21 protein-coding genes are annotated in these 24,003 nt (G+C 62.7%); 3 read left to right on the top strand and 18 right to left on the bottom strand.

What is annotated here, in order from left to right:
• Positions 1 to 13: 13 nt before the first annotated feature.
• The 7 genes from RIN49_RS11285 to RIN49_RS11255 form a co-directional block, all read right to left on the bottom strand.
• Positions 14 to 970: an ABC transporter permease gene (locus RIN49_RS11285; protein ID WP_375295235.1), complete on the bottom strand. Its 957-nt coding sequence runs from the start codon at positions 968 to 970 to the stop codon at positions 14 to 16.
• Positions 971 to 1,167: 197 nt separating this feature from the next.
• Entirely contained in the window at positions 1,168 to 3,402 is a 2,235-nt protein-coding gene (locus tag RIN49_RS11280; protein ID WP_309120269.1) for a helix-turn-helix domain-containing protein, read from the bottom strand.
• Positions 3,403 to 3,578: 176 nt separating this feature from the next.
• Positions 3,579 to 3,767 carry a hypothetical protein gene (locus tag RIN49_RS11275; RefSeq protein ID WP_309120268.1) on the bottom strand — a complete coding sequence of 63 codons (189 nt, stop codon included), beginning with the start codon at positions 3,765 to 3,767 and terminating at the stop codon, positions 3,579 to 3,581.
• Between the two features lie 65 nt (positions 3,768 to 3,832).
• On the bottom strand, positions 3,833 to 4,462 hold the full coding sequence (locus RIN49_RS11270; RefSeq protein WP_309120267.1) for a phytanoyl-CoA dioxygenase family protein: 630 nt from the start codon (positions 4,460 to 4,462) through the stop codon (positions 3,833 to 3,835).
• Between the two features lie 84 nt (positions 4,463 to 4,546).
• Positions 4,547 to 5,350, bottom strand: a complete 804-nt coding sequence (locus RIN49_RS11265) for a helix-turn-helix domain-containing protein (protein ID WP_309120266.1) — start codon at positions 5,348 to 5,350, stop codon at positions 4,547 to 4,549.
• A gap of 26 nt (positions 5,351 to 5,376) precedes the next feature.
• Entirely contained in the window at positions 5,377 to 6,849 is a 1,473-nt protein-coding gene (locus RIN49_RS11260) for an ATP-binding protein (RefSeq protein ID WP_309120265.1), read from the bottom strand.
• 333 nt (positions 6,850 to 7,182) lie between these two features.
• On the bottom strand, positions 7,183 to 8,133 hold the full coding sequence (locus tag RIN49_RS11255) for a helix-turn-helix transcriptional regulator (protein WP_309120264.1): 951 nt from the start codon (positions 8,131 to 8,133) through the stop codon (positions 7,183 to 7,185).
• Between the two features lie 152 nt (positions 8,134 to 8,285).
• Here RIN49_RS11255 and RIN49_RS11250 point away from each other — a divergent pair, with 152 nt between their 5' ends.
• Together RIN49_RS11250 and RIN49_RS11245 are read left to right on the top strand one after the other, a co-directional pair.
• Positions 8,286 to 8,900: a DUF3990 domain-containing protein gene (locus RIN49_RS11250; RefSeq protein WP_309120263.1), complete on the top strand. Its 615-nt coding sequence runs from the start codon at positions 8,286 to 8,288 to the stop codon at positions 8,898 to 8,900.
• On the top strand, positions 8,872 to 9,171 hold the full coding sequence (locus RIN49_RS11245; protein WP_309120262.1) for a hypothetical protein: 300 nt from the start codon (positions 8,872 to 8,874) through the stop codon (positions 9,169 to 9,171). The genes RIN49_RS11250 and RIN49_RS11245 overlap by 29 nt, the downstream gene beginning before the upstream one ends.
• A 60-nt stretch (positions 9,172 to 9,231) precedes the next feature.
• Here RIN49_RS11245 and RIN49_RS11240 read toward each other — a convergent pair whose 3' ends face one another.
• The 3 genes from RIN49_RS11240 to RIN49_RS11230 all read right to left on the bottom strand — a co-directional run bounded on the left by RIN49_RS11240 (position 9,232) and on the right by RIN49_RS11230 (position 11,283).
• On the bottom strand, positions 9,232 to 9,459 hold the full coding sequence (locus RIN49_RS11240) for a hypothetical protein (protein WP_309120261.1): 228 nt from the start codon (positions 9,457 to 9,459) through the stop codon (positions 9,232 to 9,234).
• Positions 9,460 to 9,500: 41 nt separating this feature from the next.
• Entirely contained in the window at positions 9,501 to 10,172 is a 672-nt protein-coding gene (locus RIN49_RS11235) for an oxidoreductase (RefSeq protein ID WP_309120260.1), read from the bottom strand.
• A 94-nt stretch (positions 10,173 to 10,266) separates the two neighbouring features.
• Entirely contained in the window at positions 10,267 to 11,283 is a 1,017-nt protein-coding gene (locus RIN49_RS11230; protein WP_309120259.1) for a Gfo/Idh/MocA family protein, read from the bottom strand.
• 234 nt (positions 11,284 to 11,517) lie between these two features.
• Here RIN49_RS11230 and RIN49_RS11225 point away from each other — a divergent pair, with 234 nt between their 5' ends.
• Positions 11,518 to 12,333 carry a hypothetical protein gene (locus RIN49_RS11225; protein ID WP_309120258.1) on the top strand — a complete coding sequence of 272 codons (816 nt, stop codon included), beginning with the start codon at positions 11,518 to 11,520 and terminating at the stop codon, positions 12,331 to 12,333.
• Here the strand turns inward: RIN49_RS11225 and RIN49_RS11220 are convergent.
• From RIN49_RS11220 to RIN49_RS11185, 8 genes are all read right to left on the bottom strand, one after another.
• Positions 12,326 to 12,793 (bottom strand): VOC family protein, encoded by a 468-nt coding sequence (locus RIN49_RS11220; protein WP_309120257.1) that lies wholly within the window; start codon positions 12,791 to 12,793, stop codon positions 12,326 to 12,328. The genes RIN49_RS11225 and RIN49_RS11220 overlap by 8 nt on opposite strands.
• The gene (locus RIN49_RS11215; protein WP_309120256.1) at positions 12,790 to 13,341 is read right to left on the bottom strand and encodes an NADPH-dependent FMN reductase; all 552 of its coding nucleotides are present in this window, start codon (positions 13,339 to 13,341) and stop codon (positions 12,790 to 12,792) included. Before RIN49_RS11215 ends, RIN49_RS11220 begins: the two co-directional genes overlap by 4 nt.
• 113 nt (positions 13,342 to 13,454) lie before the next feature.
• Positions 13,455 to 14,171 (bottom strand): response regulator, encoded by a 717-nt coding sequence (locus RIN49_RS11210; protein WP_309120255.1) that lies wholly within the window; start codon positions 14,169 to 14,171, stop codon positions 13,455 to 13,457.
• A 2-nt stretch (positions 14,172 to 14,173) separates the two neighbouring features.
• A complete protein-coding gene (locus tag RIN49_RS11205; RefSeq protein WP_309120254.1) occupies positions 14,174 to 15,823 on the bottom strand; it encodes a GAF domain-containing sensor histidine kinase in 1,650 nt (549 codons plus the stop codon).
• 44 nt (positions 15,824 to 15,867) lie between these two features.
• A complete protein-coding gene (locus RIN49_RS11200; protein WP_309120253.1) occupies positions 15,868 to 16,023 on the bottom strand; it encodes a hypothetical protein in 156 nt (51 codons plus the stop codon).
• Between the two features lie 165 nt (positions 16,024 to 16,188).
• Positions 16,189 to 17,589 (bottom strand): extracellular solute-binding protein, encoded by a 1,401-nt coding sequence (locus RIN49_RS11195; RefSeq protein WP_309120252.1) that lies wholly within the window; start codon positions 17,587 to 17,589, stop codon positions 16,189 to 16,191.
• A gap of 69 nt (positions 17,590 to 17,658) precedes the next feature.
• Positions 17,659 to 20,841 (bottom strand): dockerin type I domain-containing protein, encoded by a 3,183-nt coding sequence (locus tag RIN49_RS11190; protein WP_309120251.1) that lies wholly within the window; start codon positions 20,839 to 20,841, stop codon positions 17,659 to 17,661.
• A gap of 16 nt (positions 20,842 to 20,857) precedes the next feature.
• Positions 20,858 to 23,998, bottom strand: coding sequence for a cohesin domain-containing protein (locus RIN49_RS11185; protein WP_309120250.1), 3,141 nt, complete (start codon positions 23,996 to 23,998; stop codon positions 20,858 to 20,860).
• Positions 23,999 to 24,003: the final 5 nt, after the last annotated feature.

Genomic DNA, 24,003 nt, shown 5'->3' with positions numbered 1-24,003 from the left:
GTTGCCTCCCCTCCTACCATAAGCCCTGCCCGAACCGGCGAGCTACGGCGTTCGTCATGAGCACCAGGATGAGGCCGATGATCGATTCGAAGAAGCCCATCGCCGCGGTCAAGCTGAATTGCAAGCGCTGCAAGCCGATTTTGTACGTGTACGTACTGATGACTTCGGACATCGAAAAGACGGCCGAGTTTTGCAGCGTATACACCTGATCGAACCCGACCTCCATGACGTTGCCCACCGACAGAATGAAGACGATGACGATCGTCGGCGCGAGGCCCGGCAGCGTAATGTGGGCGATCTGCCGGAACTTGTTCGCTCCGTCGATGCTCGCGGATTCGTACAGACTCGGGTCGATCGACGACAGCGCCGCGAGATAGATGATCGCGCCCCAGCCGGCTCCCTTCCAGATGCCCGATCCGATGAAGATCGTCAGCCACGAGCCCTGCTCGTACAAGAAGGCGATCGGTTCGCCCAGCCACGGGGCCAGGAGGTCGTTAACGACGCCCTCGGTCGCGAAGATCGTGATCACCATGCCGGAGACGATGACCCAAGATAAGAAATGCGGCAAATACACGAACGTCTGAATCCATCGCTTGAACCACATCCGCCGCGCTTCGTTCAGGAGAATGGCCAGGATAATCGGGAACGGGAAGCCGATCAGCAAACTTAACACGCTGAGCACGAACGTATTGCGGATGATTTGCAACGTCTGCGGATTGCTGAACAGCGTCTCGAATTGCCCGAACCCGACCCATGGACTGCCGAACACGCCGTCCGCGAAGTTGTAGTCCTTGAACGCGATGACGAGGCCTCCCATCGGCGCGTATTTGAATACGGCGAAATACGCGATGACGGGGAGGAACATGAGGAAATAAGGAATGTTCTGTTTGAGCCGTTTCCGGTCGACCTTACGCTCTAGCTGCAGTGGGGTGCGACGTCCAGCGGTCTCCTCGGCCGTATCCAAGCGCATGTCACCTCTCTTTGGAAAGTTGGAATGTCGATCGATCTGGTTCCCACTATAGCCCCAGGTTCCGGCGACCGGCAATCCGCATCTTTCTCGGCGGTTGCACAATATTCGGATCGCTCGCGCGACCGCGCGGCGCTTGGCATTCGGCCCGGCGTGCGGCGCGGGATGCACCATATTCCTATGCTGCGCACTTTTCGGCTTTAGGATGGCGGCGCCGCCTGCTTCCGATAATCTCCCGGCGTGAGGCCGACGATCTTCTTAAACATGCGAATGAACGAAAAGGAATGCGTATACCCGACTCGCAGCGCGATCTCCTGAATGGACAGCGTCGTCGACGCGAGCAGCTCCTTCGCTCGCTCCATGCGGACGCCCGCCAAGTACTCGACGAACTTCTCTCCGAATTCTTCCTTAAATAAATGGCTTACGTATTTGGGGTTCAAATCGAACGCGTCGCTTAGGTGGTTGAGCGACAAGTCCGGATTGCTGAAGTTGTCCGCGATGTACCGCCGAACCTCCTTCATCGTCGAAGAGTACGTGCGCTCCTCCCGCAGCGCGGCCATCCGGCGCTGCGCCTCGGTCAAGATGCCGCCAAGCCCCGTTCGCAGCTCCTCGAACGTGTCGAAATGCTTCAGCAGCCGATGGATCCGCGGCGCCGCCTCCTCCGACCAGATGCGCTGGTAATCGGCGTTCAGCTCCGACAGCTCGCGGGACAGCTGATACACCAAGTAGTTGACCTGATGCAGCAGCTCCTCCTTCGGCGACGCGCCGGTGCGCAGCTCTTCGACGAATCGCTCGTAATGCGCCTCCCACTCCGGCTCCCCGAGCTTATACGATTGGGTCAGCCCGCGGAAGTCCGCCATGCCGCCGCGGCTCGCGGCGTCCGACGGATCGGGCACCTCCCAATGGCCGATGACCCGGCTGTTGCCGAGCGTCATCTTATACTGCAGCGCATGGAGCGCTTGCTCGTAAGACGCGCTGATGTCCTCCGCGCGGGCGACGACGTCCCCGAGCCCGATCGTCACCTGGAAATCTACGTTGCTCTGAATCCACGTCACGATGCCCTGCGCGAGCACCGCCACGTCCTCCGCCGTCTGCCCTTCCTTCAGCTGCAGGAACGCGCTCCATTTGTTCGCCGTCAGCCATTCGCCGAAAATATGCGCCCCTTGCTGCAGCGCAATTTCGTGCGCGACGTTGCCGAGCAGAAATTTCAGCAGCGATTGGTCCCGCTTCGTGTATCGCTCGCAAAATTCCATATATCGATCGATCTCGACGACGAGGACGGCCGCCCTGACGCGGGGCGCGTGCCAGCCGTACCGCTCGGACTTCTCCGGCCACGCCCGCTCCGACACCGTGTCGTAGTCGCCTTCGAGCGTATCCTTCACCCACTGCCGCTTGCTGACCTGCAGATGCTCTTCCCGTTGGCCGAGCAGCTCGTCGGATTGCTCGATCATCTGATCGAGCGCCGTCTCGATGAACGCGAACTCGTCCTTCCCGCCGTTCCTTAGCAGCTGTTCCGCCTTCAGCTGCGCGTAGCCGTGCACCCGTTCGGTCAGCGAAGCGAGCGGGCGGTAATTGCGCTTGGAAATATAGGTAATGTAGAAGACGGCCGCGATAATCGCCGCGAGACCGCTTAAGAGAAGCACATTGTTAAAGGAAGTCGCGAATCGGTAAAACGCGCCGCCCCGAATCTGGCTCTTCATGATCCACCCGGTGTAATCGGACTTCGCCTCGGTGAACGTTCGCCCCGCCGGCAGCGGCTCGAGTCCGGTCGTGAACAGCGTATCGCCGTCCCGGTCCACGAGCAGCGCCTGCAAGAACCCGGAGTCGAACATCTCCTGCACGAGCTGCCGCACCGACTGCCCCCGCACGTTGACGACGAGCACGCCTTGGTCGCCAGCCGGCACCGGGTACGGCTTCACGAGCGTAACGACGTCGGTCGCGTTCTGATTCGTTAACTCTTTGTAGGGACGGAGGCTCGTCCATCGCGAGCCGTCGCCCGTCTCGAGATACGACTCGACGAACGCCCGATCCTCGAAGCGCGAGAGCGGCAGCGCCGCGTCGACGCTCAGCACCGTCTCGTCTTCCCAGCGCACCATGTATATGGAGTGAATCATGGGGAATTGAGTGACGATGTCCCGCAGCTTGTCGGACGGACGAACCATGCGGTGGAACGGCTCGTCCCAGAGCGTCTCGTTATAGAAATTCTGTATGCCGTCGGTCGTCATCAATTCCTTGATCATCATCTGTTCGATCGACCGCAGCGAGTGGTCTACGACCTCGAGCGTATGCGCCGCCGCTCCGCGGTTCACCGTCACCGCCGCCTCGCGGGTAATCTCGCCCACGCTGAAGAAGAACACCGCGATGAGGAAGGAGATGACGATGAAGAACACCGGCAGATAGGAGAACAACAGCTTGTAGAACCACGATTTTCGCATTCCGATTCCTCCGTCGAGCGATAGTCCCCCAAGTGTACCATGGGAGAAGCTGGATGCCATCCGCCCGGGCATCCACACTTTTCCGAAGCATGCACATCATTCCGATGAACATGTCGGAACGAACGAAGGATCCGCCTCTCGGCGGATCCTCTGTTCGTTCCTCCCCTATCATCGCTTCATACGCCCCATTCCTTCCGGGCAACGCTTAGCGGCTTGGGCGGCGTCTTCCCCCACGCGTAATGCGCCTTCGGCTTCCGGCCGACCCACCGCTCGTCCACGGGCTCGGAAGCGCGCTGATACCGCGTGTCGCTGCTGATCCGGTACCGGTTCGTCTCGTTGTTGAACGACGCGTGCATCAGAAACATGCCGAAGATGAGCGCGTCCCCCGCGCGGAACGACGTCGACGCCCAGGCGCCTCCGAACTTCTCGATTAACTCGACCGGATCCTCCGTAAAGCCACATTGTCCCGATCGACGTCCATCCGGCCGTAGCTTCGTTTGACGGCTTCGAAATGCTGCGAGCCGAGCAGCAGCGCCAACGTCCCTTGCTCGGGCGGAATGTCGCCGAACGGCGTCCACATCGTGTAGACGTCCTTCGTGCCTCTGCCCATGTAGACGATATCGTAATGCGCGCCCGTATTGGCGCCGTTCGCGATGGCCCGCGGCCACTTGTAGTCGTACGTCAGCGCCTTCTCCCCGAACAGCTCGTCGAAAAACCGCATCGTCCGCTCGCCGCTCACGACGTCGATGAACGCAGGAAAGCGTTCGACAAGCTCCTCCGCGCCGCCGCCCCACATCCCGCTCTTATTGTCCGGGTGAATGACCCCTTCTTCGACGGGGGCTTGCGGGTCCAGCCGCCCCATCGTCTGCAGCGCCGCAAGAAACTCTCCCCTAGCCTTCAGCACCCGTTCCCGATCATGGAAGTTCCGAACGAGCAAATACCCGTCTTCCCGCAGCCTCGCTCGCAGCGCTTCGACATCGCCGAGAACGTCGTTCGATTCCTTCAGCTCTACGACGTCGCTCCCCCACGTCAATTCGACCTGACCCATCTTCGATTTCATCGCCGCACCCCTTCGCGTGTTCATACCTCTCCTCTATCATAAGCGCATGGGGAAGAGACGTCTTTGCGAGAAAGTCGATATCTTTTATTCGAAAATGGACCGGTCCGCCCCGCCCGACCGGTTCAGCGTCAGCGTCGCCTTCCATTCCGTCGGCGCCAGGCCGGTCTCCTTCTTGAACCAGGCGGAGAAGGCGTGAACGGTCGTGTAGCCCACGGCCTCGCCGACCTCCTGCACGCTGTGGCTCGTCGAGCTGAGCATCCATTTCGCCTCCGAAACTCTGCATTGCTGTTGGAACTGCTTCGGCGTCATGCCGTACGCCCGATAGAATTGCTTGCGGAAGCCGTCTTCGCTCAGGCCGCACAGGCTCGCCAGCATCCCTACGGACAGCCGGTCGCGGAAGCGCTGCCGAATCGAATCGGCAGCCCGCGCGACCGACAGCACCTCCGGTCCGGCGCCTCCGTCGCTTTCGGACAAGAACACCAAGAACAGCTGCAGCCATGTCGAGTACACCGCCTCGGGGTCTTTCGCCGGAGCCGACAAGACGCGGAGCCACAGACGAAACAACGCTTCGTACCGCTCCCGATGCGCGGGCGACAGCCGGATGTCGGCGTACGACTTCCCCGCGAGCAGCGCTTCGAACATCGCCGACGGGACGCCTTCGACCCCCTCTGTCAAGATGACGCCGAAGCGGATCGGCGTGACGGCATGGAAGGAATGCAGCGTGCCGGGCCGGATGCACACGACCTGTCCGCCTTCGACGGGGATCTCCTCGGCCTCCGTGCGAAACCGGCCGCTCCCTTCCATAATGAGCGTGATTTCCAGGCTGTCGTGACGGTACATGCGATCGTCCTGCCACCGCTCGTCATGCGTGCCTATGAAACTCTTCATCCGAATCGGCACCTCGCTTCTCCCCTTCAAGCCGTCGCCGCCGGGAACGACAGCGTCGCCGCGGTCCCCTGCGGGCTCGACTCGATCCGAATGTCTCCGTTCATATCCTGCACGATCTGCTTGCAGATGAACAGTCCGAGTCCATTGCCCGTCGGCTTCGTCGTCAGGAAGGGCGTAAACAGCTGCTCCTGCAGCTCGGCCGGGATTCCGGAACCCGTATCGCGGATTCCGATGAACACCTTGCCGCCGGCCGACCAGGAGGAGAGATGCAGGCTGCCGCCCTCGTTCATCGCCTCGATCCCGTTCTTGCATAGATTCAAGACGACTTGCTTCAGCAGATCGCTCTTGGCCATCATGTCGGGAACGTCTTCCATGTGCAGCAGCACTTGAATCGACTTGATGTTCGCCTCTACATGCAGGAGCGGTACCATCTCCTGCAGCAGCTTCGGGACGGAGACGAGCTCGTAACGGATTTCCTTCGGCTTCCGCAGCCATAACATCTCGGTGACGAGCCCGTTCACGCGCGACAGCTCCGTCATCGCCATGTCGATGTATTCGCGGCCCTTGGCGTTGCCGCTCCGATCGAACAGCTCGCCCGCGAGCTGAACGAAGCCCTTGATCGCCGTCAGCGGATTCCGGATTTCGTGCGCGGCGCCCGCGGCGAGCTGGCCTAGAACCGAGCTCATCTCGGAACGTTGGAGCAGCGTCTCCAGCTTCCGCTTCTCGGTGATGTCGATGGCGGCGCCGACGACGCCTTTGATGCGGTCGTTTTCGTAATAGGGAGACATAAGCTTGTGGAGGACGGCGCCGCCGACCTCGATTTCGAACTCGGTATGCTCTCCGTTCAGCGCCTTCCGGATATGCGGCTCCGCGACGGCGTAAATCTCGGGAGGGAACAGCTCCGGTACGGCTCGCCCATAGATCGCTTCCGTCGTCAGTCCCATCGCTTCGGCGATCTTGCCCTCGGACAACGTATAGACGAGCTTCCCGTTCTCGTCCTTCTCGAGGCGGAAGACGAGATTCGGCAGCGACTTGAGCGCTTGCCGCAGATCGTCCAGCAGCTCTTTATGAAGCGACTCCTTCATCCGAACGCGATCTTTGGTAATGTCTCTGGCGACGGTTAAGATGCACTGCACGCCGAGGATCTCGACGCACTGCAGATTCAGCAGCGCGTGATGGATATTGCCGGCTTCGTCCAAGAAGTCGGATTCGAAATTTCTGACTGTGCCCCGCTCCTTTAACATGAGGACCAGTTCCTTCCGATCGGAAGGGTTCACCCATAGATCGAACGTCCGGCCGATAATATCTTCCCTGCGAAAGCCGACGACTTCGAAGAACGCATCGTTCGCATAAAGGCAGAGGCCCTCTTCGAACGTGGTGATGCTGATAATTTCCGAACTCGATGTGAATATCCGGTGCAACAAAGACTCAAACAAAGCGGGATGTTTGGTGACGCGAAACTCCAGCTCGAATGATCGCAGTAAGCTTGCTTGATCCATTGCTTCATCCCCGCAGTCTGTCTGATATGCGATTTTCCTTATGACCTCTTCTACCCCATCGAAAAGGATTCCTGCCCGGCGGCAAAAAAGCGCAGCATCCCATTGCGAGACGCTGCGCTTAGCTGCGGAAATGCAGGTATTTTCAAGATAATTGAACCCAAATCTCCAGTTAACTGCGGAAATGCAGGTAATTCAATGCCTTCGAGGCTGGAAGGGACAAAATACATGCACGAATGCAGGTATTTAACGACCGCCGCCAATCCAGAGGCCCAATAACTGCACTTTTGCAGGCTGGGCCGGCATTCGCCGACCGCGGCGACCGCTCTCCATGCCCTACTTATACAACGCCAGCCAGTCCCGCAGCTGATCCCGCATCTTCTCCCGCACCGACTTCGGCTCGAGAATTTCCGCGGACGGGCCGTATTGGAGAATCCAGCGGAGGAACTCCTTTTCGTTATTGACCGTCACTTCGAACGTCATGCTGCCGTCCTTATGATCCTTCATCCGCGGATGGACGAACAGCTCCTCCTCCTTCACGTACCGGGCGATGTCGGCGCTGAACCGCACCTTGAACGTAATGTTCTTGTCGCCCTGCTCGATGGACCATGTGTTCTTCAGATGCTTCTTGATGCTGAAGTCGCCCTTGTCGAACAGCTCCTCGGTCACTTCGACCTTCCGGAAGCGGCTGATTCGGAACGTGCGAATGCCCTGCTTCAAGTGACAATACCCGATCAAGTAAAAGCGCTGATCCCGCGGCACCAAATAATACGGGTCGATCCTGCGCTCCGTCGTCTCGTCGCGGGACATCGTGTGATAGACGGTGTCGATCGTCCGGCGCTCGAGAATGGCCCGGATGATCGGCTGCAGGAAGTTCGGACTCTCCTTCCGGTACGCCGGCGTGCCCATCTGGATAATGTCCGCGATGTCCTCGATGATGTGATGCCGCCGCGACTTCTCCTTGCGGTGCGTCGCCATCACCTTGTCGTATGCGGTCTCGAACCCGGGCGGCAGCTTCTCCTTGTCGAGCAGCGACGGCAGCATCGAGAAGACGAGCGATTCCTGCTCGGTGAAGTTGAGCGGCGTCATCGCGAAGCGGCCCATGAACCGATACCCGGTCCCCTTCCCTTCGTTGGTGACGGGCGCGATCAAGTAGATGAGCTCCATATCCCGGTAGATGGTGCGGACGTCGACTTCGCACTTGAAGGCGAGATCGTTCGCCGAGATGCCCGGATTGGCTTGAATCGCCGTCAGGATGTTGAAGATGCGGATCAGCTTATCGCTCATGCGCGGTCCTCCTTCGCGGAATGGGGTACATGTTCTTAAGGTCCTTAGGAAAATGTATTCGACGCCGCCCCCGCCCCTCCTGCTTGGACTGTCGCTCCCCCTCCCGGCAAGGTATAATGTGGAAAACCTGCATGTGGGACAGGGGGTCTGTGATGAATCGAGTCGGGTTGCCCACGATACTGTATCACGGCACATTAGATTTCTACTTGTCTGCGTTTCAAGAACGACTGTTGGACCGTGCGTTTTGGAAACCGAACCGGGATTTCGGGGAGGGATTCTACACGACGATCTCGATGCAGCAAGCGATGAAGTGGGCCGTCCATGGGGCCAAGCATTACGCCGGGTTGCAGACGCCGACGCCGTGCGTGCTCAAGATCCAGCTGCTGCCCAAGCGCATCGACGTGTTCCCGCGCATCTTCATGGCGCCGGAAGCGGAGTGGGCGGAATTCGTCTTCAAGCACCGGACGAACGACCGCAAGGGCTTCGATCCGTGCCGCAAGCATCCGGATCTCATGATCGGGCCGATGGCGGACAATGACACTGGCATGATCGTGCGGGATGCGGTAAAATTAGGGAAAGACGCCGCTTGGTTCGGCGACCAGATCGTAAGAGATCGCCGGGGACGGAAGCTGGACCCGCTGCGGCTCGGCAATCAGGTCGTATTCGCGAACGAACGGTTGGAAGACAGCTTGCGGCTTGTCGGCTATTATCTCCGTTCGGAAGGCAGGTGGAAGTACCATGACAATCAGCACGTACGAAGAGCTTGATCGATTCGGGCAAGGCATGGCGGAGCATCTTGTCGGGCGTCTTCGGTACGGCCCTGACGACGCCGTCCGCCTCCTGCGCGAGTACGCGCCCGTTCTGGAGCTGCTCGGGAAGCATTACAACTGCGAGGATTACGCGGAGCGGATCCACGAGGCGCATGCGAACGGCTTGACGCCGGAACGGTGGATCGAACGCATCCGGGAGCTGGAGCGGCCCGCCGTGCGCAGTACGAAGAAGACAACCAAGAAGGAGACCCGAGGTTTCCTGCAATAAGCTTTGTAGCCCGCCGGCATGCGTCCGGCGGGCTTTGTTGACTACGACGAATTCCGAATCCTACATCGTCTTGCCGCGTGCGCGACCGGTCTTCGCCGCACGGCGCCTCCGTACCCACCACCAAGCCGCCAGCTCCGCCGCGATCCAGCCGACCGCGAGAATCGCGACCAGGACCGTCCGGTCGAGCTCCGGGAACGCGTAGCCGTACACCAGCATGGCGACGACGGCGAACAACCCGCGAACGAGCTTCGCGACCTGCCGCCCTTCCGCCTTATACGTGCGTGCCAATCCATTCCCCCCTCTCTTTCAGGAATGTCTTCCCGCGCACCTTACGAATTCGGCGCCATCCTATGCAGCTGGTCGTTCTCGTAAATATGCGTCCCCGGCGCGTACATCTGCGCCACGCGCAGCATGACGGCCGCGACGTCGCGCGACTCGATCGGGCGGTATTTGAGCAGCGACCCGCGGAAGACGAAGGCGAGCGGACGCGACAGCAGCGCGGCGACGCGTTCGCCGAACCGGAACTGCCGCCGATCGCCGAGCAGGAGCGACGGCCGGACGATCGACGTCATCGGCAGCTGCAGCGCGCGAATCGCCGCTTCCGTCTCGCCCTTCACCCGGCTGTAGAAAATCTTCGACGCCGGATCCGCCCCCATCGACGAGACGAGCACGTATCGGCGCGCGCCGGCTTCCTTGGCGAGCCGCGCCGCCGCTACCGGGTAGTCGTAGTCGACTTCGCGGAACCGCGCCTGCGATCCCGCCTGCTTGATCGTCGTTCCGAGCGCGCAGAACACGTCCTCCGCGCCGGCGAACGCCGCGCCGGACATCGCCGCGAAGTCGGCGAGCACGACTTGCTTGAGCTTCGCTCGCTCCGGCAACGGCCGGCGCACGATCGCCGTCACCTCGCCGTACGCCGGCGACGCGAGCAGCTTGTCCAGCAGCTGCGCCCCGACGAGGCCGGTGGCGCCGAGAAGCACTGCCTTTTTCAAAGTGGGTTCCATGGTGGGTCGTCCTCCCGCAATTCCGTGTACCCCCATCGTATCGGAAAAAATCGCCAAAAGAAAGAGCCGCCGGCCCCGGCGACTCTCCCGAAAGTTATCGATGCAGCTCTTCGTACGGCACCGGCAGCTCCCGGCCTTCGGCCGCCGACTTCTCCGTCGTCTCGATGACGGCGATGTTGCGCAGCGACTGCTCCGGCGTCACGATCAGCTTCGCTCCGCGATACAGATGATCCGCAACGTTCGCGTAATACGCTTCGCCTCGGCTCTTCGTCGTCGGTACCTTCGTCTCCACCTTCACGCCGGAGAGATCGGTATAGAGCGTCAGCTCCCCGTCGAAAATGTTCCCGTCCACGATCCCGCCCTTCGTCCCGAGCAGCCGGACATGCGGCTTGCCCGCATGCGCGATGCTGGAGATTTGGACGTTGATCGTAGCGCCGTTCTCCATATGGATCGTGCTGTCCACGTGGTCCTCGTTCGTGTACTCGTGCCATACGAGGTTCTGCACGACGCCGCGCACCGAACGGATGCCGCCCGGCACGACGCCGAGCGCATAGTCGATCAGATGCGCGCCCCAATCGTACAACGCCCCGCCGGAGATCGCCTTCACGGAACGCCACCAGTCGTTCGGCTTGCCGTACCCGCCGAACGCCAGCTCGATGTGGAAGACGTCGCCGATGATGCCCTTCTCGATCAGGTCCTTCAGCGTCAAGTACCAGCCGTCCCAGCGACGGTTATGGTACACCGACAGCATCTTGCCCTTCTCGCGGGCGAGCATCGTCATCGCGTAACCGTCCGCCGCCGCGATACACATCGGCTTCTCCAGGATGCAATGCTTCCCGGCTTCTAGAATGCGCATGCCGAGCTCCGCATGCGTATTGTGCGGCGTAATGACCGTAATCAGGTCGATGTCGTCCCGCGCCAGCAGATCGTCGGGATTCGTATACGCATCGATGTCCGGGAAGTCCGCCTTCGCCTGCGCGGCCCGGCCCGCGTCCAGATCGCACGCCGCCGCGAACGCGATCCCGTTCTCCATCATTTGCATCGCATGCTGCTTGCCCATGTTGAATGCGCCGCCGTATCCGATGACCGCTCCTCGAAGCTGCGTTGTCATGGTCGATTGTTCACGCTCCGTTTTTTCGAATGTCGATTTCGTATTGCGTCGTTTCGTTCTCACTGTACCAGAGCGAGACGCGCCGTTCCATGACTAGGATGGCAATGACTTGTACAATCTTGCTACATGTTAGCAAGGAACCGCAAGTCCGAAACTGTAATCGCTCGGTAAGGTAACTGTACGAACGGGACGCATATACTAGCGGAAAGAGGACAATCGAGGAGGCGGTCTCGCGTGCGAGCGAACTTGTGGCGAGGGTGGAATACGGCGGCGTATGGGGCGGTGCTTCTGGCGAACGGGCTGGCGAACGCCATACCGTTCGGGGGAAGGACGACCGGCGAGGTGTCGGCGATGTTTCCGGTTTTGGCGACGCCTGCTTCGTATGCGTTTACAATTTGGGGCGCGATCTACGCGCTGCTCGGCGTCTTCGTGCTGCTGCAATGGCGGCCAGGCTGGCGGGAGCTGTCCGTGTTTCGGCGCATCGGGCCTTGGTTCGTCGTCAGCTGCGCGTTCAACATCGCTTGGCTGCTGTGTTGGCACTTCTTGTACATTCGTTCGAGCGTCTTCCTCATCCTCGGTATGCTGATATCGCTGCTCCCGATCTACCTCGCCACGCGACGCGTGGACGGTTCGCCGCGGGACGACGCGGGGCTGACGTCGAAGCTGTTCGTGCAGCTTCCCTTCAGCCTGTATACGGCTTGGATCGCGGTCGCTTCCGGCGTCAACGGATTGGTCGGGCTCAAGGCGTCCGGCGGGAACGGCTGGGGGCTAGAAGCGTATTGGACGGTGCTGCTGCTCCTGATCGGCGCGGGAGCCGCGTACGCCGCGTTCCGCCGATACCGCGACACCGCCTTCGTCCTGACGGTCGTCTGGGCGTTCGCCGCGGTCGGCATCGAGCAGCAAGGAGCGGCGCCGCTGATCGCCTGGATCGCTTGGCTGCTGGCGGGGCTGCTGCTCTTGCTTGCGCTGCGGATCGTGCCGGCGCGGCGGCGGCGGCGGCAGCGCGCGAAGTCGCCCGGTCCCAGACCGGGCGACTTCTATATTACGTAAGCTCCGGCCAGCCTTCGCTTAGCGGGAGCAGCCGCGCGGGTTCCGTCGGCGCTCCCTCGGGCAAGCTGCACATGAGCTCGAGGTGATTGCCGTCGGGATCGAAGAAATACACCGACGCGTTCTGTTGATGCGGCCGCATGAGCGGCTCGCGGACGTCGACCCCGCCGAAGGCGTCGACGGCGATGCCCCGCTCGGCGAGCCAGCCGACGGCGGCGCGCAAGTCGTCGAAGTCGACGCGGAAGGCGATGTGCCGGCCGTTCGACGGCGCGGTGGACGGCTCCCGGTTCGTGCGGAAATCGTCCTTCGCCCAGAGGCCGAGCCAGCTTGCCCGCTTCTCGATCCAGAGGAACGCGGCGTCGTCGTACCGAACGGCAAGCTCGAGGCCGAGCGATTCGTAAAACGTGATCGAACGCTGCAGGTCCGTCACCGGCAGGTGCGTCTCGTATAAGCCCTTGATCATCGCGCCGTCACCCCTCTCAGCGCCTCCGTCATCGCGACGAGCTGGTCGAGCGCCCGTTCGACCCGCGTCCGCATGCCTTCGTCGGCCGGCGAACCGTCGGCGTTGAACCATTGCCGGCCGCCGATCGACACCCACTCCGGACTGTTGATGCCGTGCAAGCCGCGCACGATGCCCTGCAGGTGCGTCAGCGAGCTGACGCCGACGGCGCCGCCCGACGAGCTGACGGACAACACGGGCTTGCCTCCTACCTCGCCCGAGCCGAGATAATCGAGCGCATTCTTGAGCGCCCCCGAGATCGAGCCGTGATATTCGGGCGTCCCGAGCACGAGGCCGTCGGCGCCCTGCACGGCGGCGACCAGCCGCCTCGCGTTCGGGTGCGCTTCGGCGTCGTCCGGCGAGAAGATCGGCAGCGGCGACTCGTACACGTCGAACAGCGTCGCCTCGACGCCTCGCGCCTTTAACCGTTCTTTCATATATCGGAGCAGCTTCGTGCTCGAAGCGTCCTTCCGGTTGCTGCCTGCCAACAATACCATGTTCATGTTCGTCATGTTCGCTCATTCCTTCGTCAATGGGTTGGATTGAATTTCCTTATCCTCACTATACGAGAGATCGAAGCGAGCCACATCGGCTGGAAGGCGTAGCCGGCGGTCATCCATTGGTCTTAGGACTCTATGAGACCGTGCTTTACGGCGTACAGCGCCGCTTGCGTCCGATCGGCGACGCCGAGCTTGCTCAACAGACTGCTGACGTGCGTCTTTACGGTCTTTTCCGCGATGCCGCAAGCGGCCGCAATTTCTTTATTGCTATAGCCTCGGGCAAGGAAGGACAAAATTTCCGCCTCCCGCGGCGTGAGCGCGTCCGGGGACGCCGGAGCGGTCGGGGCGGCAGGCGCGGCGGACTGGTCCGGCGCGGCGGCGACGTGCGACATGAGCTGCGCGGCGGCGGCCGGGTGCAGCTGCGGCCGGCCGGCATGCGCGCCTCGTATCGCGTTCGCGATGTCGGCGGGGTCCGTATCCTTCAACAAATACCCGTTCGCGCCGGCCTTGATGGCCGACAACACATGATCTTGCTCGGAAAACGACGTCAACACGATAATTTTCGCCTTCGCGTCCAGCGCCCGGATGTCCCGCGTCGCCTCGATCCCGTTTTTCTCCGGCATGAACAGGTCCATTAAGATGACGTCCGGTTTTAGCTCGGCCGCGCGGCTTACCGCTTCGACGCCGTTCGCCGCTTCGCCGACGATGTCAAGGTCGCCCTGCATGCCCAGATAGAAAACAAGCCCCTGCCGCACGATCGCATGATCGTCGACGAGGAGCACGCGGATGGCGGGTTTCGATGCCGCGGCCGCTTCCTTTGCCGTACCGTTCGTTCCGCTCATGACTACTCTCCTCCTCGTTCCGCCGCCGGCAGCGGCAGTCGGACGCGCACGTCCGTGCCGTACCCCGGTCGGCTGTCGACCGACGCCGCGCCGCCGGCCGACTCCGCCCGCTCCCGCATCGTCGTCATGCCGAAGCCGTAGCCGTCCGCGTCGTCGTTCCTGAACCCGTTCCCGCGATCCGACACCGTCATGACGACGGCGCCCGACTCGAACGCGAGCGCGATCGACGCCCGGTCGACGCCGGCATGCTTGACCACGTTGTTGAGCGCCTCCTGCCCGATGCGCCACAGCGCCAGCTCGACGCGTTCCGGCAGCTGCCGCAGCGCGCCCGCGTCGCAGGCGACCGTCACGCCGATCGAGGCTCCGTATCGGGTCAGCCCCGTCAGCAGCCCTTCCTCGAGGCCGGCCGGCCGCAGCTGCCGAATCATGCCGCGCATCTCGGCCAGCGCCTCGCGCGATAGACGGCCGATCTCCGTCGCCGCCCGCCGCACGCCCGCGGGCGATTCCGCCAACGCGGCTTCGAGCCCTTTGGCGTGCAGCTGCAGCGAAAACAGCATCTGCGACACGGAATCGTGCAGGTCCCGGGCGATCCGGTTGCGCTCCTCCCAACGGGCGAGCGTCTTGCCCTGCTCCTGCAGCCGCGCGTTCTCGTAGGTGAGCGCCGCATGCGCCGACAGCGCGGAGAGCACCTCCGCGTCGACGCCGTCGAACGCCGTTTCGGTCGAGCTGCCCGCGACGAGCACGCCGATCGGCCGCCCCTGCAGCAGGAGCGGCACGGCGGCGCCCGCGCGAATCGGCGCGCCGGACGGCAGCAGCCCCGGATCGACCGGCGCCGCGAGCCGTTTCGTCTCCAGCGTCTCGAGCACTTCGTCGAGCAGCGCGCACGAATGGCCGGGCGACCCGCACGAAGGGACGCGCACCTCTCCCGAATCGTACGAGGCATGCAGGAAGAGCCCCTGCGACTCCCGCATCCAGAGCGAGACGTTCGACCAGCCGAACGTCTCGCCCGAGACGCGCACGATGCTGGCCGCGATCCGTTCCGGCTTCGGCTCGACGACCGCGCGCAGCTCGCTCGCGACCGCGCCGAGCCGCTCGAACATCGCGGCGCGCTTGCGTTCCTCCCCGTACAGCCGGATGCGGTGCGACGCCGTGCCGATCTGCAGCGCGACGGATTGCAGCAGGCTCAGCTCCTCGTCGCTGAACGCCGTCTTGCCCGACGCGCCGACGTTCAGAATGCCGAACAAGTCGTCGCCCGACCGGAGCGGTATCGACGCATGATGCGTCAGCCCGCCGGTGTCGCCGCGCTTGTGCAGGATCGCGTCCTCGATGCGCTTGCAGTTCAAAATATTCGCGGCCCGGCGCAATCGTCCGTCGCGGAACCGATCGACGCACCAGCATGTGCCGCCCCGCATCGGCTGCTTGCCGTCCCGCGCGAGCGCCGGGGGCAACCCGACGTCGGCCGCGCAGCGCAGCTCGCCCGTCTTCCGAGGTTCGACGAGGAACACCCATCCCGTCGTCAAGCCCGTCAGTTCAAGCACCTTATCCAGCACGGCGTCCAACATCTGCGTCATATCGTACGTGCCGTTGATCGTCTCCGCGATGTCCCGCAGCAGCTCCGCCTCGCGCACGCGCGCGTCGTCCCGCATTTCCATCCCTCGTTTCAACCTCTCCTATGTTCCTCATACGTGGAACGATGCTACTCTATGCGCGCCTCGCCTCGACGTTCTTGCTCCAAGCACCTCGCGCAAAACGTTCCCCGCGCGCCGAACCACCGCCATGCAAGCGCCGAAATCGCGCGCAGCCGCTCCTCCTTCTGCCGAACCCGAACTTCCGCGACGTAAGCCTCAACCATAGAGCGTTCTCCCCTTCTGTCTTCGTTGCCTTCAGTATGGGGGAAAACCGTTCCCTGCGCGTCGGAAAAAGGACGGAGCCCGCCCTCGGCCTTTGGTCTTACGACCGGCTCGACGGCGGGCGGCTGCTGCAAGCGCGGATCCGCGCCTCGCTCGGCACTCCGCGATCAGCCCGGCTCGCGCCCGAAAGCGGTTCGCAGCCGCTCGATCGCCTGCTCCCGGCTTTCCATGTTGGACCAATACAACTTCAATTCGTTCCGCATCCGCTCCAGCTCCTTGAGCGGCAAGCCCAAATCCGCAATGTGAGCGAACGTCGGCACGATATCCCGATACATGTGGAAATGCGGCGGACGATACATCGCTTCCTTCCCCTGCCACTCGGCGGCCTTCTTATGGCTCGGGATCGTAAGCGTGCCGCGCCGGATGCCGAGCTGGACGTCGTACGAGAGCAAATACCGAACGAGCGCCATCGCCGCGTCCTTCGCCTTCGAGGCTTTGTTCACGGCGAGGCCGATGGAGAGCAACAGCGTCTTCGCGGCGCGATGCGAGGGCAGCGGCGCCAAATCGTAGCGGAAGCCCGCCCCCTTCAGCGAATTCAAGCTGTAATAGGTCGTCATCATCATCGATACCTTCTGCTGGAGGAACAGCGACTCGGTATCCGAGTCGGTCTCCGACAGGAACGCCGGCAGCGTTCCCGGGTCGTAGTGCAGCCGCCGGCCGAGCTCCAGCCCGTCCCACAGCCGGCTGTCGCCGACGTCCAAGCCGGAGGTCGGATCGCCGGGGTCCCGGCGGAACGACGTCCCGCTTTGCAGCAGGAAGATCGGCCATCGATTGCCGGACAACAGATGGAAGTGGAAGCCGTACCGCTCCCGGCCGTCGCGCAGCGCCGCCGAATGCAGCAGCAGGTCGTCCCACGTCCAGCTGCTGTCCGGCTCCGGCACGCCCCGCTCCTCGAAGTGCTCCTTATTGTAGCAGAGCACCACGGGAGAAGCGACGAACGGCTGCACGAGAAGCTCGCCGCCGCTCCGCCGGAAAGCGCGGGTGAGGAAAGGGTACAGCTCCTTGTTTTCTTCCATCGGCTCGAAGATGCGCTCGCGCCCGCCGTCGAGACAATGCTGGTAGTTATAGGTATTGATCGTCACGGCGTCAAGAAGACCATTCTCGAAATATTCGGGAACGGTCTCCAAGAAGCCGCTATAGTAGATCGGCACCATCTGTACGCGGATATGCGGATGCAGCTTATAGAAGCCTTCCAGCATCTCCTGCAAGTTCGTCTCGTGCAGCATCGAAGCGTAATAGCCGAACCGGACGGTGATCGTCCCCGCCTCGTTCGGATCGCGGACGCGGTTGCCGACCCGCGGCACCTTCTCGATCAGCGACTCGCCGACGAGCTGCTCGAGTCCTTGGCGGACGGAGTTTTTGCTTAAGGAGAACTGCTCCGCTAGCGTCAGCTCCGACGGCAAATAATCGCCGGGCGGGCGGCGGCCCGTAATAATGTCTTCGCGCAGCGCCGAGACCATCTCGCCGAGCCGATGCCGGAACGTCTTCCGGCTTACCTTGTTGTCCATTGTCCGAATCTCCAACCTTCTAGTGAGTAAGGCCGCGGAACGTTACTCCGCGGCCTCGATTCCAGTCCCTTACGAATCCAGCAGCGCCGCGGCGACCAACGCCAGATCGGCGATGTCGATGACGCCGTCCCGGTTCACGTCCAGCGAGCGGTGTTCCGCCGCGGGTGCGCCGATGCGGCGCGCGACCGCGACCAGATCGTCCATCGCGACCTTGCCGTCTCCGGTCACGTCTTCCAGCCGCTCCACGACTTCGTATGCGGCAACGACATCCGAACCGAGCGCGAACAACGCGCCGGTCGTCTCCGCGTCGTCCCGCGCGAGCGTCGATTCGCCGCCGAGCAGCGCGAACGAGGACGCCCCGGTCTTGCCCGTCGGGCGGAACGTCAGGCTCGCGACGACGTCGCCGTCGCCGATCTCGCCGTCGCCGACCTTCGTCGCGACGACCGTCGCCTTGCCCCCGTCCTGCTTCCAGGTCAAGTAGCCTCCGCCGTTCGCCAGCGCTTCCCCTTCGACGACCGACTCCAGCGTAAAGGAAGCCGGATCGAAGGCGAGCGAAAGCTTCGCGGCATACAGCCGATCCGTCTCCTCCGCGACGACGTCGAGCGTCACCGGCCGCGTCTTCGTGCCGGCCGAATCGTTCAACGCGAGCGCCAGCTTGCCCGGCGCGCCGTCGGCGTCGCCCAAGTCGTCAGGGGAACGCAGCGTAACGTCGTCGTAATAGGCGGTGATCACATTCCATCGAGAGCTGTACAGCATGATGCGGGCCTGAGCGGCCTCCGCCGGCGCAACGCCCGTCACCTCGACGTTGTGCCACTGGTTCGGGACGTCGCTGCCGAGCAAGCTGAACGCATACCCGAGCTCCTTGCCGGCCGCGTCGTAGAAATACAGCATCAGCGCCGCATCGTCCGGATCGCCTTCCGTCATATTGATATTAACACTAGCGGTATACGTTTTTCCAGATTTTACTGCAATCGGATCGCTCAACAATCCGCCCGAAGCCTCCCGGGACGCATCCGCGATTTTCGCGCTGCGCGCGCCCGAACGACTCTTCTCGTCCGTTACGCCGAAGGCGAGGCCGTTCGGATACGGATTCGTCCAGCCGGGAATCGTTCCGCCGCCGGTCGTCTCGAAGCCGCCGTTCGTCACCGGGATGTCCCGTTCGACCGGATCGGTCGGGCCGCCGCCGTCGTTCGCCACCGGAATTTTCATCAGATGCGCGCCCGCCGTGTAGTAGATCTGCTCTATGCCGCTTGCGTCCGCAGCGATCGCCATAAAGTTGATTTCCTGCCCGTTCGGCGTCAGCTGCACGAAGTCCATCGTCTCCGGATCGACGACCGTCATCCGGTCCGCGAGATCGACGTACAGGAGGCCGTCCTCGCCCCAGCGCGGGTGGTACGGACGCCAGAAGCCGTAGTTTTTCACGTCCGGATAAATATTTTTGTAGTCGACGATTTCATAAGTGGAAGGATCCATCTTGAAAACGACCCCGTCCGCATTGCCCCACACCATGCCGTCCGGACCGATCGTAAGGCCGGTAATCATCGGCGGCTTGTCGAGCTCCGGGATGTCGAGCGTGAACTCCGCCACCTTCTTTTCCGCGGCGACGTCCCACACGAACAGCTTCGCTTCCGTCTCCGTCGGCGTTACGCCGAGGCCGCCGTAGATGTTGGACCCGCCGTAGATGAGGCCGTCCCGATAGACGAGACCCGTGATGCTCTGATTGTGGATGACGTTCGCGTACACCTTCTTCTCGCCGGTCGCCGGATCGTATATCGTCAGCGCGCCGCCCAGCTTGCCGTACGTCGGGATCGTCCCGATCATCAGCTTGCCGGCCCCCGTCGTCATCATGTACGGACGGTCTTGGTCCGAGCCGATGGTGAACAGCTGCTGAGCGACCGGCGCCCCCGGGCCGATCTTGCTGCGATACATCAATCCGCCCGGATACACGCCGTAGTACATGTAGTCGCCGAGCGCGACGATGCCTTCGGCCTGGCCGATCGAGAAGTTGACCTTACTGTCCGTCACCGGGTCGTACACGGCCCCGAGGCCGCCCGGGTAGCCGCTCATATACAGCTTGCCGTCCGGTCCCGGCTCCAGCTGATGCAGCGGATTCGGCGCGCCCGCGACGACGGAAGGCCGTTCCTTCCGTACCCCGGTCGCCGGGTTCATGACGACCGTCTTGCCGTCGCTCGTCATCGTGACGATCGACTCGCCCGGGAGCTGCGGGTCGTCCGGGAACGCGATCCACTCCGCGCCGCGCAGCGAGCTGCCGAAGCTGATGCCGGTGGAACGCGCTTGGAACGTCGTCAGGTCGATTTCCGCCAGCTGGCGGTTCACGATCAAGTACAGCTTGCCGTCCCTAGACTCCAGCTCGTTCCAGCCGAACACCGCGCCGCCGAGCTGCCGGCCGATTCTGTGGGGGAGCCAGGTTTCATTTGCCAAATCGTAAATGAGCAGCTCGTTCACGTTGCCGGCGAAACGCACCAGCAAGTAGCCGTCCACCTCGGCCATATCGTACGCGAACGGCACGTCGGCCGGCGCGACGCCGAGAATGCCCGCCACCGGGTCCGAGATGACCGTCTTCTCGCCGGTGTCGACGTTCAGCTTTACGACCGCTCCGGTCGTCCCGATGCCCGCGTAGACGTGCCCTTCGTAGTACGCCATCGAACGCACGTATTCTTGACCCGCCACCATCGAGCCGTAATCCCGGAACGTCTTCGCGACCGGGTCGAACTTGAACACCTTGCCGCTCTGGAACGTGCCCCCGTACACATTGCCGCGCTCGTCCGTCGTCATCGCCCAGAGCGATTTCTCGCCGGGCGCCGGATCGCCGTGATTCGTCGCCTGCTTCGTGACCGGAGAGTAGCTCCACAGCACCGGCGTATTGCCGGACGTCGTGCCCGCGATATACACCGTACCGTCGGGCGCGATCGCATGGCGCCACGTCGTGTGCATTCCGGTCAGCTCGATGGCGCGCAGCAGCGTATTGGACCGAACGTCGATCACGTTGAAAATGGCGTTCTCCGACGTCACCGTCGTATAAGCCGTCTCCTTCCCGTCCTCCATGCCGAAGACTGCGTCGTTGATCGACACTCTCGTAATCGGAACGCTTACGCTGACCGGCTCGCCGAACCGCTTCCCGCCCAAGGACCCGGCGGCCTGAGCCGCCGGAGCCGCGGACGGAAGCAGCGAGGTCGCGAGCAGCGCGCCGGCGACGAACGCCGCCGCGAATCGAATCTTGTTTCGCGTCATGCCGCTTCCTCCTTCGTTATTCGAGCGTTCCCATCGCGACGAGCGCGACGTCCGCGACGTCGATCTTCCCGTCGCGATTGACGTCGTACTTCGCATCGTAGGCGCCGCCGACGCGCTTCGCCACGGCCACCAAGTCGGCGAGGTCGACCTTGCCGTCTTGATCGACGTCGCGGAAGTCCTTCACGATCTTCACCTGCGCGGCGATCGGCTGCTCCGGCGACACCGTCTCGCCCGTCTCGTCGGCGTCGATCTTCGCCAGCTCCGAGGCCGTCGTCAGCGTAATCGCCGAGTCGCCCTCCGTCAGCGCGCGGAGGCGGATCGTCGCGATGTCGACGAGGTCGCCGCTCACGGAGCGGTCGCCCGTGTGCGTCGCGATCAGCCGCACGACGCCCGGCGTCTCCGCGTCGAATTGGAAGAACGTCTCTTGGCCGTTCTTGAAGCCGTCGCCGATCGATGCGTCCTCCGCCGCGAAGCGCGCGGGGTCGTACGTGACGACCGCTTTGGCCGCGTACAGCTCGTTCGCGTGCTCCGCCTGCACCGTCACCGGCAGGATGGCGCCTTCCTGCACCGTATCCGTCGGAACGGCGAGCCGGAACGCGCCGGCGGCGGCGTCTTCGCCCGGGAACTTGCCCGTCACGTCGAAGTGATCGTAATACGACGTCGTCGTGTACAACAGCGATACCGAGGCGAACACTCGGATCGTCGCCGCGTTCGCCGGCGCCGTACCCGTCAGCTTGATCTCTTGCCACTGATCGAGCCCCGTCGTCACGTGCTGAATCAGGTCGCCTCCCGTCTGGACGCCGTTCGCGTCGTAGAAGCGCGCGAGGAAGCTGGTCCGTCCGGCGTCGATGTACAGCTGCACGGACGCGGTGTATGCCTCGTTCGGCAGCACCGGAATCGGCTCGCTGCCGACGGCGATCGATTCGTTCGTCATCGTATCCGTCACCTTGAGGCTGTGGCTGCCGCTGAACGCTTGCTCTTCGCTTAGCGAGAACGAAGTGTTCGCCGAAGGCGCCAAAATATTGCTCCAGCCCGGAATCGCTCCGCCCGAGAGCGGTCGCTCGAAGCTGCCGTTGAAGACGTTCAGCGCCGGCTCCGCCGGCGGCTCGGCGCTTCGCTGCGTGACCGGAATTTTCATCAGCTTCGTCGAGCTTGCGTAATAGATGTCGTTATCGTCGCCGATCGTAAACAGCGGCGTGTTGATCCCTAACGAGTCGAATTCCAGCGTATCCGGGTCGACGACCGTCAGCTTGCCGTACAAATCCGTGTACAGCAATCCGTCGGTGCCCCAACGAAGATGAATCGGACGCCACATGCCGTAATCGACGACGTTCGGATAAATCTCCTTGCTCTTTACGACTTGCTGCGTATCCGGATTCACCGCGAAGATCGTCCCGTTCGCCGCGGCCCAGAGCAAGCCGTCCGGCCCGAACGTCAGGCCGCTGATCATCGTCGGCGCCTTGCCGGGAAGGCTCGGCGAAAACTCGGCGAGCTTCTGCTTCGTCGCCGCGTCCCATACGAACACCTTGGCCGCCGCAGACGTCGGATCGGAGTCGAGTCCGCCCAAGATGCTCGTCGATCCGTAAATCTTGCCGTCCTTATGCGCCAAGCCTACGATGCTCTGGTCTTGCACGACGTTGCGGAACACTCGGTATTCCTTCGTCGCGGCGTCGTATTCGACGAGCGCGCCGCCGAGCTTGCCGTAGTCCGGGATCGTGCCCAAATACATCTTGTCGCCTACCGTAATATTGACGTACGGACGGTCCTGCTCCTCTCCGATCGCGAACAGCTTCGTCGGATTGGAGGCGTCGATCGGCTTCGTAACGTCCAGTCCGTAGATGTTCGCCTTCGGGTACGTATTGAACATGACGATGTCGCCGACTTGCCCGATGCTTTCCGCCTGACCCATCGGGAGGACGGTCGTTCGTCCCGTCGCGGGGTCGTAGATCGCCGCGGAGCCGCCCGGATAGCCGCTCATGTAGAGGCGTCCGTCGGAGCCCTTTTCCAGCGCGTGAATCGGAATCGCCCGGCCCTCCACGATGGCCGGCTTCTCGTAGTACTTCTCCGTCTCGATATTGAAGAAGCCGACCTTGCCGTCGAAACGCATGTTGACGAGCGTCGGTCCCGGCAGGAGCGGATCGTTCGGAATCGACGCCCAGCCGCCGCCCTTCATCGAGAAGTCCTGCACCATGGCCGTGTCCCGCGTCTGGAACGTCGCGAGATCGAGCTCGACCAGCCTGTTGCCGCCCGACGCGTTCCGCTTGAAATACGCCTTGCCGTTCATCGGCGGCGAGACGCGGTTGCCGTGGAAGCCCGGGAACTGCTCCGGTCGCCACGTCTGCTGGACCGTGTCGTAAGCGATCAACGTGCTGATGCCGCCGCCGCTCAGATGCGCGAACAAATAATCGTCCACGACGTCCAGCTGATAGACGAACGGATAATTGCCGTACGTGACGCCCGTGACGGTCGGCAGCGGAATGTCCGTCTTCTCGCCCGTCGCCGGGTTCAGCTTCAACAGCTTGCCGGACGCGCCGAGCCCCGCGTACAGCGAGCCGTCGTGGTACGCGAGCGAGCGCACGTAGTTCGCCGTCTCGGACATGCGCCCGTAGTCGCTGAACAACTTCGTCGCCGGATCGTATTTCCATACGATCGCGTTCGGATACGTGCCTCCGTAGACGTTGCCCGCTTCATCGACGCTAAGACCGTAGATCGCGGTTTCGCCGGCGCGAATGACGCCGAGCTCCTCGATCGCCTTCGTCTGCGGCGAATACCGGTACAGTCTGCCGCCGCTCGATGCGGCGTAGACGCTGCCGTCCGGCGCGATGACGTGAGACCAGACGTCCTTGCCTTCCGGCAACGGCAACGCTCTGACGACCTCGTACGTATCCAGGTCGATGACGGCGAACTGCGCCGGCTCGCCCGACAGCGTCGTATAGATCACGTTGGCCCCGTCCTCCGTACCGACGACGCTGTCGTAAATCGCGATGGACGTCGCCGATTGAATCGGCGTCGCAACTTCGACCGGCGCGCCGTATTCGGTCCCGGTCCCCGTGGCCGCCTTCGCCTTCGGGACGTACAGGACGGAGAGCAGCATGGCGGCGGTCAGAACGATCGCGGAAAATCTAGAAATTCGAAATGAGTTCATCGTTGCGTTCATCGTCG

The organism is Paenibacillus sp. (assembly GCF_031177825.1).
Classification (GTDB): Bacteria; Bacillota; Bacilli; order Paenibacillales; family YIM-B00363; genus Paenibacillus_AE.
This window is presented reverse-complemented; position numbering and strand designations above follow the sequence as displayed.

Excerpts from the sequence above, each read along its gene's own strand:
- RIN49_RS11250 (WP_309120263.1), top strand. The coding sequence starts at position 8,286 with ATGAATCGAGTCGGGTTGCCCACGATACTGTATCACGGCACATTAGAT.
- RIN49_RS11245 (WP_309120262.1), top strand. The coding sequence starts at position 8,872 with ATGACAATCAGCACGTACGAAGAGCTTGATCGATTCGGGCAAGGCATG.
- RIN49_RS11270 (WP_309120267.1), bottom strand. The coding sequence starts at position 4,462 with ATGAAATCGAAGATGGGTCAGGTCGAATTGACGTGGGGGAGCGACGTC.
- RIN49_RS11215 (WP_309120256.1), bottom strand. The coding sequence starts at position 13,341 with ATGACGAACATGAACATGGTATTGTTGGCAGGCAGCAACCGGAAGGAC.
- RIN49_RS11265 (WP_309120266.1), bottom strand. The coding sequence starts at position 5,350 with ATGAAGAGTTTCATAGGCACGCATGACGAGCGGTGGCAGGACGATCGC.
- RIN49_RS11200 (WP_309120253.1), bottom strand. The coding sequence starts at position 16,023 with ATGGTTGAGGCTTACGTCGCGGAAGTTCGGGTTCGGCAGAAGGAGGAG.
- RIN49_RS11220 (WP_309120257.1), bottom strand. The coding sequence starts at position 12,793 with ATGATCAAGGGCTTATACGAGACGCACCTGCCGGTGACGGACCTGCAG.
- RIN49_RS11230 (WP_309120259.1), bottom strand. The coding sequence starts at position 11,283 with ATGACAACGCAGCTTCGAGGAGCGGTCATCGGATACGGCGGCGCATTC.
- RIN49_RS11185 (WP_309120250.1), bottom strand. The coding sequence starts at position 23,998 with ATGAACGCAACGATGAACTCATTTCGAATTTCTAGATTTTCCGCGATC.
- RIN49_RS11280 (WP_309120269.1), bottom strand. The coding sequence starts at position 3,402 with ATGCGAAAATCGTGGTTCTACAAGCTGTTGTTCTCCTATCTGCCGGTG.
- RIN49_RS11275 (WP_309120268.1), bottom strand. The coding sequence starts at position 3,767 with ATGTTTCTGATGCACGCGTCGTTCAACAACGAGACGAACCGGTACCGG.
- RIN49_RS11255 (WP_309120264.1), bottom strand. The coding sequence starts at position 8,133 with ATGAGCGATAAGCTGATCCGCATCTTCAACATCCTGACGGCGATTCAA.
- RIN49_RS11210 (WP_309120255.1), bottom strand. The coding sequence starts at position 14,171 with ATGAGCGGAACGAACGGTACGGCAAAGGAAGCGGCCGCGGCATCGAAA.
- RIN49_RS11190 (WP_309120251.1), bottom strand. The coding sequence starts at position 20,841 with ATGACGCGAAACAAGATTCGATTCGCGGCGGCGTTCGTCGCCGGCGCG.
- RIN49_RS11205 (WP_309120254.1), bottom strand. The coding sequence starts at position 15,823 with ATGGAAATGCGGGACGACGCGCGCGTGCGCGAGGCGGAGCTGCTGCGG.
- RIN49_RS11285 (WP_375295235.1), bottom strand. The coding sequence starts at position 970 with ATGCGCTTGGATACGGCCGAGGAGACCGCTGGACGTCGCACCCCACTG.
- RIN49_RS11235 (WP_309120260.1), bottom strand. The coding sequence starts at position 10,172 with ATGGAACCCACTTTGAAAAAGGCAGTGCTTCTCGGCGCCACCGGCCTC.
- RIN49_RS11195 (WP_309120252.1), bottom strand. The coding sequence starts at position 17,589 with ATGGACAACAAGGTAAGCCGGAAGACGTTCCGGCATCGGCTCGGCGAG.
- RIN49_RS11260 (WP_309120265.1), bottom strand. The coding sequence starts at position 6,849 with ATGGATCAAGCAAGCTTACTGCGATCATTCGAGCTGGAGTTTCGCGTC.